We start from the raw sequence: 15,733 nt of genomic DNA, 5'->3' as shown, positions 1-15,733 counted from the left end.
AATGCAAAGAAAAACCATAAAAGAGGATTTTTTTCATGTTCACAAAAACAAAAATAAATAGTGTGATTGCAGCAAGTTTTATTGGCGCGAGCGTCATGTTTGGCAATGTCGCTCAGGCGGCTGAATTTAATATTCGTGCTGTTGCAAACTCAAATGAAAACGATGAAGACTATGATGGCTTGGTTGTCTTTAAAGACTTCGTAGAAGCTCATTCTAATGGCGAAATCGCTGTCGATATCTTTATGGGCACTCAGCTTTGCGGCAACGGTGTAGAGTGTCTTGAAGCCCTAGAAGACGGTGCAATTGATATTTACATTTCTACGTCAGGTGGCGCTTCTGCTATGTATCCTTACGTACAAGTTTTGGATCTGCCTTATGTATTACGTGATGACCGCATTGCAGAGGAAGTGCTCACTGGCGACTTTACTCGCGAGTTGCGCAAGCAAATCCTAGAAGATTCAGACAATGTTGTTCGTCTAATGACTATAGGTAACACTGGCGGCTGGCGTAACTTTGCCAACACAAAACGTACGGTTAAGTCTCCTGAAGATTTGGAAGGTTTAAAAATCCGTACCGTGGTTTCAGACTTACCTCAAGAATTGGTTCGCTCTTTGGGTGCTAGCCCAACGCCAATTCCATGGGGAGACCTTTTCACCTCTTTCCAAACGGGTGTCGTTGAAGGTTCTAAAAACGGTATCACGGATATTATGGGCATGAAGTTCACAGACGCCGGCCTAAAATATGTGACACTTGATGGCCATGCTTATATGTCTGCTTTGTGGTACATGAATAACGATACTTTCTTGGATATGCCTGAAGAACTTCGTCGTGTTGTTGTCGATGGTTTCTCCGCGCTACAGCAAGCAACCTTTGCTTCACCAAAACGTAAATCGATTGCGGCTTATGAGGCGTTTAACAAATCAGGCGGAGATCTATACGTTCCAACTCCAGAAGAAAAGGCACAGTTCGCTAAAGCGGCTGAACCTGTATACAGTTGGTTTAAAGAAAGCATTGAAGACGGTGACAAGTGGTTTAACTTGTTGAGCGGTGCAGCAAAACAAGCAGAACAAAAAGTAGAAGCTGAATACGAGTCTGATTTACATTAATTAGATTGTTCAGCACAAACAAAAAAGAGACGGCTTGCCGTCTCTTTTTTTATGCCTGTTTTCCAATATCAAGGGCGATAATGCTTTTGCAGCCCCATCAGAAAATTACGTAGGATTTGGTCTTTGCATTCACAATAATGGCGATTATCTGGCTTGCGAAAAAAAGAGCTAAGCTCATGTTTACTTAGGTTAAATTCAGCCAATGACATGATATCTAGAATCGCTTCAGCCTGAAGATTCAAAGCAATGCGCAATTTCATAAAAATAGCATTATTTGTTAAACGCGTTTCCGGAATAGGTTGAGGGCCTTCTCGCTTACCACGTTTGGTATTAATAAAACCGTTAAGAAAACTCGCCATTTCGACATCGATCATCTCAACATAGCCAGTATCCTCTTCTTTCTTTAACCAAGCCGAAACCTGAGTTTGAGACACAGAAGAATCTGCCGCAGAAAATATCTCCACGATCGCTAATTCTTTTAAGTCAAAGGTGTAGCGAAGGCGTCGTAGAACATCGTTGTTATTCAAAATGGATTCCTAGTGTTAGGGTTAGCGCCATCAATATAATGGGTTTAAAGATTTATAAGGCGCCAGTTTAACAGATGAGGCATTTGATTACTGTGATTAAAACCATCGCGAAAATGATGATGAACTAAACATAAAAAAACGCGCGTCTTCTGAAGAAGTCTGCGCGTTTTTAATATCATCAAATTACGCTAGTAATTAGCGTTTTTTCGGCTGACGTCCATGATAAATAGCAAAGCCTTTATCTCGGAAAAGGCGAGTATGTGAACCCAGCGCCGCATCCAAAATCGGTGGGTATCGTAAAAAATCATTCGCTACAACAAACAGTTCACCGTTCAAAGTTAAATGCTGCTTAACCGTCATGAAAAAGCTTTCTGCGATACTATAATCTGTATTAATTCCAGTATGGAAAGGCGGATTTGTTACAACGTAATTGAATCGACCTTTCACTTCATTTAGCCCATTCGAAGCCAACGTTGTCAGAGCATCGCAGGCTTGGTTTGCTGCGAAAGTTAGCTCCGTTGCTTTGAGAGCCAATGCACTGTCATCCAACGCCGTTATGCGCGCGCCAGTTTTGTTGTACAACCAAAGCGCAATGATGCCATCGCCACAACCAAAGTCGAGAATTCGAGCATTGGCGGCATCGCTCATAAAGCGGTGTTCGTTTAACTGGTTCAATAATAGCTCTGTTCCTTTATCCAGTTTCCCGTGACCAAATACACCGGGCAAACTGCATAAAGTAAGTGTCTGTCCTGCCACTTCTTGTTGCCAAGAGACAATCCAATCTTCAAATACAAAAGGCTTCGCTGGGCGGCGTTTGTAGCCCGCATAGAGCAAGCAATGTTTCGCACTGTCTAGCTTACCAACTTCGTCTAAACCAGCTTCTAAACGCTTGGCAGAGGATTTGACGCCACTTTTATTGTCACCCACTAACCAAATTTGTCCGCCGTCTTTTAGAAGTGGCAAAACCGCAGCCAATAAATAATCCAACAGCTCTTTGGCTTTAGGCTGATAAACAATGATGTAGTCGAAATCTGTGCCATTTTCAATAGTCCATTGCTCAGACAGCAGCAGTTTTTCTTCGGCAAAACCAACACGATCTAATGCATCATAAGAAGTTTTAGATTGGCACCAAACATACACATCGGCCTGCCGACTGATATCCAAAGGATAAGTGTCTTCTGGGTTGGCAAACAAAACCTTGCCTGAGAGTTCATTTTCATTACGCACCAGCAATTGGCTCGTTGAGTTAAGATTCATAAGTTACAGATAGCTCTTTTATAGAAAGGGTGGTTACAGGCGCTAATAAAGTATTTAAACGCTCTGTCTCAATATCAGGTTGTACTCTCGGATAACGTGGCGCTTTTCTGTCATTCAATAAAGGCGATGATGTCCAACCTTTCGTCAACATCAAAAAATCTTGAGTGAAAGCATCACCATACTCTAGGCAACCAGACAAAATAACATCAAGGTAACTAAGCGTTATAGGGCAACCTTGAGTTGGTTCAACAATATCGTCCGTATAATAAATCCAGTAGGTTCCTTCCGGTAAAGACGTGGCTTGATAAGAGCTTAACTGATCCGCTTGGATCATTGCTCGGTGATAACCTCGCTCACGCTCATCAAACAAAGGAAACTGATCAAAAGGCACTTCAACCAGCACACCGTTACAGGCTTTATCCGACGCTTTAATGACAGCGACCGAGCTCATACCAAACTCATCACTCATGACCGACCAATGACGCTCAAAACCATGCAATTTAACCGGCCAAACCTGACCCGTTTCACCGGTTTTCGCACGACTTTCGCTACTAATCAAACTACCGTAGCCTAAAATAAAATGTCGATCTGATGAGCTCATATTCGCCTCCAAGCAAGCTGTCATTCATGAGACAATTAGAATGACACGCATGATAGCCTTTGACCTTAGGCAGTGCCAGCTCAGTTTCTCTTCCAAAGCACGGGTAGGTTCTATTGGTTAGTAGCACAAACAAAGGATTTGGCATCACGGTGGTTACCGCTCTGATACTTAGCGTAAGACGGATAAGGACACAAAGGACGAGTTAACCCTGCCATACGAGATGTAATTTCTGGATTATCTAACCGCGTTGCTGCAATAACGTCTTGTGGTGCCTTTTGTCTTTCCACCCAATTAATCAAAGGTCGTAGCATATTAAATTGATCTGTCGAAGCGCCACCTTGGCCATGAGGCATACCAGGAATACGATAAAACTTCACGAATCCATCAGCTTGGCCACTTAAGCCAAAGTCTAAGAAGTCATACCACCTAACTGTATCCTTTACTGAGAAAACAGGATCACTGTTACCATGAAACACCATCATTTTACCGCCATTCTGCTTAAAGCCTGTTAATTTAGGCTTCGCCGCATCAGGAGGCGTCATTAATGTCATGGCAGAATCTGTGAATTCACGATTCGTGGCATATATTTTAGGAGCATCTTGATCAAAGTCGAACGCTAATAAATACTCTTTTAGGGAAAACACATCACCTTTAATTTCGGCATAAGACGTGGTGTAAATGTGCGCTAATGATGCGCCGCCTTTTACCAAACCTGCTGGTTGATGGTTCCAAGCTGAAACATCACTTTTTACTTTCCATACACGCCAATTATCTGAACGGATGCCGGAGTCATAAACCCAACTAGTGTACAAAGCTTGGTTCTTTGAATTGTGTGGCCCTTGATGCATTTTCATAAGCGCAGAGACTTTTTCTAACGGCAGGCAGTCTCGGTCAAAATTGCTTTTGCACACTAAAGCAGTTGGTTTAAACACTTGCTGGCAAGCATCAGAGGCAAAAATCATGTCGTCGTTTATGCCATCCAAACCATCACACGTGTTCAAAACATTTTGAGCGAAGAAGTCGAGGTCACGCTGTGTTAAAGATTGGCTGATGTCGTCGTTAACTCGATGCAGAGCTTGAACATCCCACGCATGTTGTAATGCCGCTCGTGGGGCATTAAAACCGGGAGAACCGACTAACAATCCATTAAACATATTGGGGAAACGAGTTGCCGCGATCATGGCTAAGCGTCCGCCGTCCGAATGCCCGATGCCATATGAATATCGAATGGGCTTTTCATAATAAAGCTCGACTAAGAAACGAGCGACTGGATTTAAGTATTCTACCGCTTCGTATGCATAACTACGACGCGCTTGAGGGTTGTGAGCAAAAGCCTCCGTTGCAGCCAGGCCCGCTTCAGGGTACGCACTGGCATCATGGCCGCCATCGCTGGTAATGACGGCAAAGCCTTGGTTGATTGCATACTCGGAAGGTAAAAGGCCAGTGATTGCCCCTAACGCAGACTTCACTTCACCGCCATATCCACTATTAAATTGATAAGCAAAACGCCCTTGCCAAAAGTCAGGGAGTCGCAGCTCAAACTTGATTGAATAGAACCTGCCATCAGTCCCAAGATACTGAGACATTACACCCGAAGCCAAACAATAAGGGCTTCGGACTTCTTTATCAGATTGATGCATGGCACTTTTAATCTCAACGCCTTCGAGTCCATGAGTTAAGAGTGCTTGACAACGAAGCTCATCCGCATAAACGGGGTTGGCTCCAAAAATAAAAGCAACGCTGGCCATAATTGCCGAGCTTAAAAGCGTTTTCATGTACATCGTCCTTTTTGGTTCGAGTGTCGAATCCAACTAATTTTTGAAATAACCGCAAAAGTTTCCAGTAAATACTGCCGCGTAAGAGATTCAACAAGCAAACAATCAAAATAACGAATAATGAGATAAATAGAAAGTTTCACTAAAGCGGAAAACGAAATAAAAAAGAATACCTTAGCTCAAAGCGAGGATGACATTTTCTTAATAAGTTTGTTTTGCGATAATAACATTTAATTTAATTCATTAGAGCTTCTTTATGCTTATAAAAAATAAGTCACTCTTCATCAAGCTTTTAGCCTGCGCATTACTTCCTGTATTCACCTTAGCGATTATTTTAGGACTACAAAAAGCCCCTTCTTTTGATGCTGTATCAGGAAAATCGTACGACTGGAAAAGTGATCAATGGACTCTGATTAATTACTTTGCAGAATGGTGTAAGCCTTGTTTGGAAGAGCTGCCTGAATTGAATGCGCTCGCACAAGCGGGAGAGTTACGTGTCTTTGGGATCAGCTATGACAGCTTATCGGATCAAGAAATTCTGGATTTAAAAGCACGTTATGGGATTCAGCTCCCTGTGCTGAAGACGTCTTCCCTTGAGTCGCTGCCAATGGGATTGCCTGCGGTATTGCCTACCACTTATCTCTTATCTCCGGACGGAGACATTGTTGATGTTCTGCATGGCAAGGTAACCATTGAAGGAATAGAAGCCTTGTTAGCAAAACACCAACACGAGAAGACCTAAATACTCTGACTAATCCGTCGGCTATTTAGCGGCTTTTCTTGGATCGATGACATCAAATTTGAACGCTTGAGATGTGCCATCATCGTATTTTAATGTGATTGTGGCCTTCTCACCGTGTTTTACGCGTTTGTCCAATCCAATCAACATAATATGGTAACCGTTTGGTGCGAAACGAACACTTTCGCCTGCGTCGACGTCAATGTACTTTTCATGGCGCATAATCATGGTATCGCCATCCATTTTATGACTATGAAGCTCAGTAAATGCAGAAACATCTGATTCTGCACCAACAATACGAACATCTTTTTTAGTGAGGTTTTCAATCAGCATATAAGCCGTTGTGTTATCACTTCCAGGCACGTTGGCTCTGACATTGGTTCTACTTACTTCTAGCTGTGCAGAAAAAGCAAATGGGCTTAAGGCCATCAACACTAGCGCTATTGTTTTTTTCATTGGATTACCTGTTATATACCACTATGACGTCGAGTAACTAAACACTCAGAACCAGACTTTATACTTGTTAATGTCGCGTTCTTAGTAAAACGCTCTTTGTGTCGTAAGAAAAAGCTATTTTGGCTTAATCGACCAACGTATTCCCATTTCTTAAAAACTTGCTCACGTACAGCTAAACAAGTCTCAGGTAAAGCAAACACTTCTTGATAGGACACTTCACATTCACCGTTTACCATAGGTGACGCATTAAACTGCACCTGAGCATCCTGATCGTTATAAGAAATAACACCAATGACTGTGAATGGGTATTTATTCGCATGATGCTTAGGCTGATCCACATAAAGCCTGTGTTCATTTTTGCCAATCAGTTCATCGGCAATAGCGATTAAAGGCTGCTTACATTGTTCGATTTCATGCTCCTCCGCTATAACAGACATAGAAGTTTTTGCATGCGTATTTAGAGATACAGTGAACAAAGAAATAATACTAAAAATCAAAAACAAATGACGAGTAATATACATAACACATCCTTTCATTTAGGTGTGACAATGGATAGACAGTTAGGAAGAAGTGCTTTCCATATTTTGAAGCTGTTTGATTCGAGCAGCCAGCTCACTCGGAGTCGTACTATGGCTCATTGTTGTAAACAATTTGCCTTGCTTATCTATCATATAAAAGCGAGATGAGTGATCTACAGTGTAGCCAAGTGCAGAGCCTTCTAGGTCTGTTAACTCGAAAAACACACCATAATCAGAGGTAACTTTATCGATTTCTTTTTTTGTTCCAGTAAGTGCCAAAAGATCATTATCGTAATAGTCACCAAAATCATAAAGATCCTCTAAAGAATCTCTCTCAGGGTCAACACTAACAAATAAGAACTGAACATTGCCTCGCTCTTCATCATTCAGTTGTTTGTAGGCGGCTTGAACTACGCCAATAGAAGCAGGACATGCTTCAGTGCAACTTAAGAATCCAAAATACACAACGCCAACTTTGCCTTCGATATCAGACAGTGAAAAAGGGCCTTGCTTTGTTTCCAAAGTAAAAGGTCCGCCTAATTCACTCAATGGTTTGTATTTCTCTCCAATCGGGCGAGTCGTTGTTGTTACATAGAAAACAATGATAGAAATAGAGAGAAAAAGAGCCGCGAAGACTGAGATTTTTACAATTTTGGATTCATTCATGATTGCATTGCCAGTTGAGAAGGTTGCAGCGAAACAATTTCTACTTGTCCGTGGTTAACATAATCAACAGAGATTAGGACACTGAACACTGTAATAATAAGAATGGAAAAAACAAATAACTTTCGTCCCCAAACTTTTTCGTTCTCAACCTTATAGCCGATTTTAACCAGATATATCCAATAAATACTCATTAAACTCATAATCAAAGCATATACATTTCCTACTATGCCTCTTTCTGCAAGTAATAAAGCTGCAATGGCAAAAGCAACAATATAAACATACATATGATACCTTGCCATTTGTACACCATACTTCACAGGCAAAACAGGTATATTGGCAGCTTTATAATCATCAAATCGGCATATAGCAATGGCGTAAGAATGAGGTATTTGCCAGAAACAAAAGGTTAATAAGAGGATAGCAGCACCAACATCAAAACCATTGCTAATACTGACGTAACCCATAACAGGAGGACAAGCACCAGATAAGCTGCCAACAAGCGTTCCATAGACAGAGTTACGCTTGTACTTCAATGTATAGAGGCCAACATAAACCAGGATACCAATAACACCGAATAAGACTGCATAAGCTGTTGTATATATATGTAAGAGAGTAAATCCGGCGATACCAAGAGCAAGCGCCATAATAAGCGCAGAGGCAACACTAACACGACCTTGAGCTAGAGCTCGGTTTTTCGTGCGGCTCATCTTTAAATCAATATCACGATCGACATAATTATTAACAATACACCCAGCCGCAACAATGCAAGCTGTTGCAAGCAACATAATAAGCAATAGATACCAATCAATATTTCCTTTAGCAGCAAGGAAAAAGCCGCTTGCAGCGGCTATAAGATTTCCGTAGATGATGCCTGGCTTTGTTAGGGAAACATAGTCTTTAAACATAATCATCTCGACTAGATTAGTGTCCCATCAGCATATTATGATTCAAATGCTCAAATATCCACAAAGAACCAATAATAACAAAAAGCAAAATAAACACTGAATATACAGCAGAAACAGTTAACCAAGTTTGCTCGGAAGAGCCATTCATATGAAGAAAAAATACCATTTGAACTAAAACTTGAGCGATCGCTGCAACAACAATTGCGATAACAGTGAAAGTATCACTTCCAACACCAGACATGACTAAATAAAAAGGGATCACTGTCAATACAACAGATAAGATAAGCCCTATTACATATTCTTTAACACTACCGTGAGCTTGCCCGCCAGGACCAGTTTCAGATGATGACATTACATAGCTCCTCTTAAATATACAAAGCTAAATACGCAAATCCAGATAATATCTAAGAAATGCCAGAATAAGCTTAAGCAAGATAAACGAATTTTATTTTCATTAGAAAAACCATCACGATTAAAATGAATGAAGAGGAAAAACATCCAAATCAAACCTGCTGTTACGTGCAGACCGTGAGTCGCAACAAGACTATAGAAAGATGTCCAGTAACCACTTGTTTGTGGTGTTGCACCTTCATGGCTGAAATGAACAAACTCATAAATTTCCATACCAAGAAAACTAAGGCCTAGCAATGCAGTAATCATTAACCAGAATTTTGTTTTTGCCATGTTTTCAACATTAGCACCTAACATTGCCATGCCAAATGTAAAACTACTCAATAATAGCAATGCAGTTTCAACAGCAACAAAGCTTAAATTAAACAACTCATCTGGTTTCACACCGTTCGCAAAGCTTTGCCCCATTACTGCGTAAGTAGCAAATAAAGTACTAAAAAGCAGACAGTCACTAATTATGTATAGCCAAAAGCCAAACACATAGCGGTCAGCGGCTTCCGCCTCGTGGTGATGGTGATCATCATGGTCATGAGTATCATGATCGTTAGTTAATGCAGTCATAAATCTCTTCCAAAATTAATATCCTAGTGATCAAGCTAGATACTTAGCCTGATCACTACGGTTTATTGGTTACTTAGCAACAATCGAGCTGTCATTTTGATTTGCTGGTTTCCATTTTTTGTAGTATTTAGCATTTTTCTCGAAGTAGAAGCTACGACCTTCATTACTCTTCAAGAACTCACCTTCAATACCTTCAACTTCAGGAACTTCAACATAATAATCTTTATCACGCTCGAAGTTTAATTTGACCCAGCAAGCGAAAATGGCTGCAACTGACGCAATAACCATCCACCAGATATGCCATACAAAACCAAAACCCATAGGCAGTGTTAGCATACCTAATACTGGACCCGCCCAAGTATTTTTTGGCATATGAATGCGTGAATATTTCTCTGGACGCTTATAGGCAATACCTTCCTGCTTCATATTAAGCAGTGGATCACGATCTTTAATGTATGGAACATCACCAAAATTATAGAATTGTGGTGGTGACGTTGTGTACCACTCTAAAGTATGAGCATCCCATGGATCACCAGTAACATCTTTGTATTGAGGATCGTTACGCTTGTATAGACTCCAAGCAATGTTAACAACTTGTGTACCAACACCTGCAGCAATTAAAACCACACCAATAAGAGCGATGTACATTGCTTGCTGCCATTCTGGATTGTCTACATATTGTAAACGACGAGTCATTCCATCAAAGCCAGTATAATAAAGTGGTACCCACGCAAAGAAGTAACCAAAGAACCAAAGACTTACAGACCACTTACCTAATGTCTCATTTAATTTCACACCAGTTGCTTTAGGGAACCAATACGTGAAACCAGCAAAGTAACCATACACAGCACCACCAATGATTACATTGTGGAAGTGAGCAGGAACAAACATACTGTTATGTAGTACAAAGTCGTTTGCAGGAATAGATAACATAACCCCAGTCATACCACCTATTGTGAAAGTAATTAGCATTGCTATTACCCACCACATAGATGCTGTTAGCTCCACACGACCTTTATACATGGTAAAGATCCAATTATAGAGTTTCACACCTGTAGGAATACCTATAATCATTGTCATGATTCCGAAGAACGCATTTACACTTGCGCCGGACCCCATGGTAAAAAAGTGATGCAACCATACAAGGAAAGATAATCCCATAATCGCAATCGTAGCCCAAATAAGAGAGGTATAACCAAACAACCTTTTCCTAGAGAATGTTGCAGTCACTTCAGAAATCATGCCGAAAGCAGGTAAAACTAAGAAGTAAACTTCAGGGTGACCCCAAGCCCACACCAAGTTCACCCACATCATTTGGTTTCCGCCGTCGTCATTAGTAAAGAAATTGAAGTCTAAATAACGATCTAGCGTTAATTGAGCGATAGCCACTGTTAAGATTGGGAAAATGATTACAGCAATAACGTTGGCACAAAATGTTGTCCATGTAAAAACAGGCATTTTCATCATTGTCATGCCTGGAGCACGCATTTTTAGAATCGTAGCAATAAAGTTTACAGCAGTTAACGTTGTACCAATACCGGATATTTGCAGCGCCCAAATCCAGTAATCCACCCCGACACCAGGACTGTACTCAATACCAGAAAGAGGTGTATAAGCTAACCAGCCGACGGCAGCAAACTCACCAACGAAAAGAGAAATATTTACCAGCATTGCCCCAACAAAAAATAAGTAAAAACTTAATGAGTTAAGGAAAGGGAAAGCAACATCTCTGGCGCCTATTTGCAATGGCATAATCACGTTCATGATACCCACCATAAAAGGGGTAGCCACGAAGAAAATCATTATCACACCATGGGCCGTGAAAATTTGGTCATAATGCTCAGGTGGCAAATACCCTTCGCCAAACGTATCCGAGGTTGCAAGTGCTTGATGTGTTCGCATAAGAACCGCATCAGAAAAACCACGCACCAACATTACCAATGCGACAATACAGTACATTATGCCTATTTTTTTATGGTCTACAGAAGTAAACCATTCATTCCACAGGTAGCCCCACCATTTTTTGTAGGTAATAAGACCAACAAGCGCCAAGCCACCCAAGATAGCGGCAAACATTACAGGCGCAACAACAGGATCATGAAATGGAATAACCCCCCAATGCAACTTTCCAGTTAACACATGAGGATCTTTAATTAAATCAGTTTGAACCATTTTGGGCTCCAATGAAAGACTCGATAATATTCTTAAATTGCAGTGGATCTATTGATGAAAAATACTCCACTTTATGATCGCGTGTCTTTTCAATTAAGCGATCATATTCAACGCCAGTTAACACCTTATCAGAAGCCTTAACACCTTCTACCCATTTATCGAAGTCTTCTTCTGATGTCACTTTGGCTTTGAAGCGCATACCAGCGAAACCAAAGCCACTATAGTTTGAAGATATACCTCGGTACTCACCGATCTCATAACCCATTAAATTCATACGGTTTTCCATACCAGCCATGGCATAGATTTGCCCACCAAGCTTAGGAATAAAAAATGAATTCATTGTAGATTGAGAGGTAACCAAAAATTCAACAGGTCTATCAACAGGGAATGCAACCTCATTAACGACAGCTATTTTTTCTTCTGGGAATAAGAAAAGCCATTTCCAATCCATAGCAACTACTTGGATCGTTAAAGGTTCTTTATCTGAGGCAAGTTCTTTTCTAGGGTCAAGTGAATAAGATGTCAGATATGTAATTGTTGCTAGAATAGCGATAATCACAATTGGGACACCCCATGCAAAAAATTCTATCTTACTAGAATGTTCCCATTCTGGGTCATAAGACTCATCGGATTTGCTAGTATGATATTTATAGGGAATCCAAACTGACATTATCAAGGTTGGTATAACCACGATAAGCATCAGCCCTACAGTAAGTAGAATGGTGTCACCAATTTGTTTCCCTGTAACACCACTAGAATCGAACAAAGCTAAGTCACAACCACTTAAAAGCAGCGCAAGTGAAAATAGCATGGTTGATTGGAACAGTCTTTTCTTCATCTGTAACCTCAGAATGTCCTAGAGCAAGTGTTGCGAGTGGACTAGGCGCTTAATGTAAACTCATAGAATTCATAAACATTAAATCAGTGGTTAAGAAAACCCGATTAAATGCTTAATAAAGTTAAATTATGAGCATCTTGTAGATACCACCTAATAACCACAGACAATTTGCGGAATTAGGTTAAGCCTGACAATTATATTTTTGCACTAGGGCTTTTACAATAGTCAGGGCGTATAAATCCCTCCTAGTCGATTGTTTGCACAATTCACTAGTTGGTTATTACGCTCAGCTTAATAATTTAGATCAATATTTTTCGGATGAATATTACACTACGCAACCTTAAAAAACTATTGAAAGCCCTGTCCATTGAAGAGCTATTCCAGTACGTTTCCTGAAAAGCTTGATCTAGGTCATTTATTTAAACTAAAAGTTAAAACCTTATCAGAGGCTATTCCGTAACCAATTTTCTAACTCATCAATCATTTTTGACATAGTAAATTCGCTTGCCCCACTAAAACCAAGCAAGAAACCTTGCCGTGGGGAGGGTTGCTCAATATAGTGGGAAGATAGTGTAAGGAAGCATACATTTCTTAGTCGCAACTCCGAGGCGATACGTGCATCAAGGCGGATTTCAGGAAAAGCACTCAGCACATCCGTTTTGAATTCAATGAGAATATGCATACCGCCGCGAGGCTTTCCCCAATCAAACCACTCGCTTAATTTGTCATCTAATAAAGCCAGAAGAAAATCCCGTTTGATTCGATAATGTCGGCGCATTCGATTGATATGACGATCAAAACTGCCTTGCAGCATAAAGTCTGCGACCACTGGTTGTATCGGCAAAGAAGAGGAAGAACCAAGATTCACTTGGCTTTGTCGAACCAAATCAACGTGCTTTAAAGGCGCAACAATAAAACCCAGCCGCAAACCGCGAAACATGACTTTTGAAAAGCTCCCGACGAAAAACACACGATCTCGTGCTGTCTCATGAATACTCGCTGTTTGCATAAAGGGCACATCACTGCGACCTTGGTAAACAAATTCATTATCATAGTCATCTTCCACCAGCCACCATGCAGAAGACGACTGCTGAAGCTTTTTCAGCCATTCTTGCCGACGTTTCGAACTGATATTTGTTCCCAAAGGATACTGACGATTAGGAGTGATTATGCCTACATTCATTGCAGTATCTTTTGGCAAACAAGGGCCGTCTTCATCGATAGCAATATTATGAATATTATTTTTTGGCGAGAGTACTTCACGCATTGGAGGATAAGTAGGGGATTCAAGCCACCAAGTGACCGCTCTCTTTTCAGCCGTTTCTGATGGTTGAAACTCAAGTAAAGATGTTATCGCGTGTTGCAATAAAATCAATGAATCTCGATTGCCCGCGGTGACGACAACTTGTTCTGCCGTACATTCCAAACCACGCACGCGATACAAATAATCGACGATCGCTTCTTTTAAGTCCGGATAACCCGTTGGATAACCACCTTGCAACAAGTCCAAATCTGGGTTCAACCAACTGCGCCGCATGCTCGCCGCCCATTCTTTCGTAGGGAAGACAGAAACATCTACACCGGCATCAAAGCTTAATTTATTCGCCTGTTGGCACTGCCTTTTAGATTGGATTGCCTTTTTATCATCCGAAAAAGGTTTCCTACGGCCAACCATAGGCAAAGAAGAGACAAACACACCTCGTTTTTCCTTGCTTATTAAAACGCCTTCCGCAAGAAGCTGATCGTACGCTCGTGAGGTTGTGCTTCTTGAAACACCCAAAGACTCCGCCAGGAAGCGTGTCGAGGGCAATTTATCCCCAACCGATAATTTACCCGAGACAATGCCTTGCTGAATTTGGGTGATCAACTGCTGGTAATAAGGCGCGCCATCTTCGTCTAAAGAGAAACGCAAACTGCCAACGGCATATTTCATATCTGGCCTGCTTTTTTATATGAATTCTGGATATTTTTAAGAGTGCCAGATGCTTTTACTATGGGTCAACTTACTTAGTGTTAGAGAGACATAAAATGATCGAAAGCGTATCTAAGAATAACCTTGAAGAAGTTCTACCTTTGATTAGGTCTTATCAAGAGTTTTATAAAATTAACAATATTTCAGATTCAAAAAACAAGAAATTCTTCGAACAATTTAATGAAGAAAGCTCAAAAGGGTGCCAGTTTATTTACCGAGAAAACGATCAAATCGTCGCATTTGCCACAGTCTATTTTTCTTACGCTTCTAGCATAGTGTCAAAAGTGGCAGTGCTGAATGATCTATTCACTATACCCGATTGTCGTGGCAAAGGGATTGCCAGAAAACTTATTAATCACTGCTGGCATTACGCCCAAAACAATGACTCGGCGAGACTGCAGTGGGTGACTGCGCCAGAAAACAGTGCCGCAAAAAGGCTTTACGACTCAATGAACACAAACCAAAGCCATTGGGATTTTTACACTTACTCTGGATAGAGTCAGATGTATAACAAAAAAGTAGGATGAATATTATGAGTGATACACTTGAAACCCCTCTAAGCAAAGTAAAACGTGGGCCAAACCGTGCGCAATACGATAAAAAAACCGCCTTGGAAATCATAGATGCGGCGTTGATGTGTCACATTGCTCAAACCAAAAATGGACAAGCTTTCGTCACACCAACCTGTCATTGGCGAGAAGGAGACTACTTTTACTGGCACGCGCATTCCAAAGCTCGCAATGTAAAAGGGCCAATCGATGAGCCACAAAAAGTCTGCATTAACATCAGCTTATTAGATGGATTGGTGCTAGCGCGATCAGCCATGCATCACTCGGTAAACTATCGTTCCGTAACCCTCTTTGGTATGCCGGAACTAATTGAAGATAAAGACGAAAAAGTCCGTCAGTTTAAGATTTTCTTAGACAAAATCAGCTCCGGTCGTTGGGAGCAATTAAGACCTATCAACGACAATGAAATCAAAGCAACGGGCTTAGTAAGAATCAAGATCGAAGAAGCTTCTGTGAAATTTCGTGGTGAACCGCCAATTGACGATCCAGAAGATTACAACTGGCCAGTTTGGGCTGGCGTAATCCCAATGGAACGCACTTGGGGAGGAGCTCAAACAGATCCGAAACAAGATAACATTTATCCAGCAGCAAGGCCTCCAGAAGCCTTTTAGCCGTTAAAAAGCCTCTATATCGCTGTTTGATATAAAGGCTTTCTTTTAA

17 protein-coding genes are annotated in these 15,733 nt (G+C 41.0%); 4 read left to right on the top strand and 13 right to left on the bottom strand.

Going from position 1 to position 15,733, the window contains the following annotated elements; translation table 11 throughout:
• Positions 1-35: 35 nt before the first annotated feature.
• Complete coding sequence (gene dctP, locus ABFY09_RS07715) at positions 36-1,106, top strand: TRAP transporter substrate-binding protein DctP (protein ID WP_347983723.1); 1,071 nt, start codon at positions 36-38, stop codon at positions 1,104-1,106.
• 68 nt (positions 1,107-1,174) lie between these two features.
• Here the strand turns inward: dctP and ABFY09_RS07710 are convergent, their stop codons facing one another.
• The 4 genes from ABFY09_RS07710 to ABFY09_RS07695 form a co-directional block, all read right to left on the bottom strand.
• The gene (locus ABFY09_RS07710) at positions 1,175-1,633 is read right to left on the bottom strand and encodes a DUF1456 family protein (protein WP_347983722.1); all 459 of its coding nucleotides are present in this window, start codon (positions 1,631-1,633) and stop codon (positions 1,175-1,177) included.
• 195 nt (positions 1,634-1,828) lie between these two features.
• Positions 1,829-2,890, bottom strand: a complete 1,062-nt coding sequence (locus ABFY09_RS07705; protein WP_347983721.1) for a class I SAM-dependent methyltransferase — start codon at positions 2,888-2,890, stop codon at positions 1,829-1,831.
• Positions 2,880-3,491 carry a gamma-glutamylcyclotransferase family protein gene (locus tag ABFY09_RS07700; protein ID WP_347983720.1) on the bottom strand — a complete coding sequence of 204 codons (612 nt, stop codon included), beginning with the start codon at positions 3,489-3,491 and terminating at the stop codon, positions 2,880-2,882. The genes ABFY09_RS07705 and ABFY09_RS07700 overlap by 11 nt, the downstream gene beginning before the upstream one ends.
• Before the next feature lie 110 nt (positions 3,492-3,601).
• Positions 3,602-5,266 (bottom strand): tannase/feruloyl esterase family alpha/beta hydrolase, encoded by a 1,665-nt coding sequence (locus tag ABFY09_RS07695; RefSeq protein WP_347983719.1) that lies wholly within the window; start codon positions 5,264-5,266, stop codon positions 3,602-3,604.
• A 256-nt stretch (positions 5,267-5,522) separates the two neighbouring features.
• Between ABFY09_RS07695 and ABFY09_RS07690 the strand changes: the two genes are divergently transcribed.
• Entirely contained in the window at positions 5,523-6,008 is a 486-nt protein-coding gene (locus ABFY09_RS07690) for a TlpA disulfide reductase family protein (protein ID WP_347983718.1), read from the top strand.
• Positions 6,009-6,029: 21 nt separating this feature from the next.
• Here ABFY09_RS07690 and ABFY09_RS07685 read toward each other — a convergent pair whose 3' ends face one another.
• From ABFY09_RS07685 to ABFY09_RS07645, 9 genes are all read right to left on the bottom strand, one after another.
• Positions 6,030-6,461: a copper chaperone PCu(A)C gene (locus ABFY09_RS07685; RefSeq protein ID WP_347983717.1), complete on the bottom strand. Its 432-nt coding sequence runs from the start codon at positions 6,459-6,461 to the stop codon at positions 6,030-6,032.
• A gap of 11 nt (positions 6,462-6,472) precedes the next feature.
• On the bottom strand, positions 6,473-6,982 hold the full coding sequence (locus ABFY09_RS07680) for a hypothetical protein (RefSeq protein ID WP_347983716.1): 510 nt from the start codon (positions 6,980-6,982) through the stop codon (positions 6,473-6,475).
• A gap of 39 nt (positions 6,983-7,021) precedes the next feature.
• Positions 7,022-7,645: an SCO family protein gene (locus tag ABFY09_RS07675; protein ID WP_347983715.1), complete on the bottom strand. Its 624-nt coding sequence runs from the start codon at positions 7,643-7,645 to the stop codon at positions 7,022-7,024.
• Positions 7,642-8,550: a heme o synthase gene (gene cyoE / locus ABFY09_RS07670; RefSeq protein WP_347983714.1), complete on the bottom strand. Its 909-nt coding sequence runs from the start codon at positions 8,548-8,550 to the stop codon at positions 7,642-7,644. The genes ABFY09_RS07675 and cyoE overlap by 4 nt, the downstream gene beginning before the upstream one ends.
• A 16-nt stretch (positions 8,551-8,566) precedes the next feature.
• Positions 8,567-8,902, bottom strand: coding sequence for a cytochrome o ubiquinol oxidase subunit IV (gene cyoD, locus ABFY09_RS07665; RefSeq protein ID WP_347983713.1), 336 nt, complete (start codon positions 8,900-8,902; stop codon positions 8,567-8,569).
• Entirely contained in the window at positions 8,902-9,522 is a 621-nt protein-coding gene (gene cyoC, locus ABFY09_RS07660; RefSeq protein ID WP_347983712.1) for a cytochrome o ubiquinol oxidase subunit III, read from the bottom strand. Before cyoC ends, cyoD begins: the two co-directional genes overlap by 1 nt.
• Positions 9,523-9,591: 69 nt before the next feature.
• Complete coding sequence (locus ABFY09_RS07655) at positions 9,592-11,598, bottom strand: cbb3-type cytochrome c oxidase subunit I (RefSeq protein WP_347983742.1); 2,007 nt, start codon at positions 11,596-11,598, stop codon at positions 9,592-9,594.
• Between the two features lie 82 nt (positions 11,599-11,680).
• Positions 11,681-12,532 (bottom strand): ubiquinol oxidase subunit II, encoded by an 852-nt coding sequence (gene cyoA, locus ABFY09_RS07650; protein WP_347983711.1) that lies wholly within the window; start codon positions 12,530-12,532, stop codon positions 11,681-11,683.
• A 442-nt stretch (positions 12,533-12,974) separates the two neighbouring features.
• Positions 12,975-14,465: a PLP-dependent aminotransferase family protein gene (locus ABFY09_RS07645; protein WP_347983710.1), complete on the bottom strand. Its 1,491-nt coding sequence runs from the start codon at positions 14,463-14,465 to the stop codon at positions 12,975-12,977.
• Between the two features lie 95 nt (positions 14,466-14,560).
• On the opposite strand from ABFY09_RS07645, the gene ABFY09_RS07640 reads away from it, so the two are divergent.
• Both ABFY09_RS07640 and ABFY09_RS07635 read left to right on the top strand, forming a co-directional pair.
• Positions 14,561-15,001 carry a GNAT family N-acetyltransferase gene (locus tag ABFY09_RS07640; RefSeq protein WP_347983709.1) on the top strand — a complete coding sequence of 147 codons (441 nt, stop codon included), beginning with the start codon at positions 14,561-14,563 and terminating at the stop codon, positions 14,999-15,001.
• A 35-nt stretch (positions 15,002-15,036) separates the two neighbouring features.
• Positions 15,037-15,684: a pyridoxamine 5'-phosphate oxidase family protein gene (locus ABFY09_RS07635; RefSeq protein ID WP_347983708.1), complete on the top strand. Its 648-nt coding sequence runs from the start codon at positions 15,037-15,039 to the stop codon at positions 15,682-15,684.
• The last annotated feature ends 49 nt before the right edge of the window (positions 15,685-15,733 follow it).

Source organism: Marinomonas sp. 5E14-1 (assembly GCF_039939215.1).
In the GTDB taxonomy this organism is placed as follows: Bacteria; Pseudomonadota; Gammaproteobacteria; order Pseudomonadales; family Marinomonadaceae; genus Marinomonas.
The sequence above is the reverse complement of the archived record's forward strand: the minus strand, read 5'-3'. Positions and strand labels throughout refer to the sequence as shown.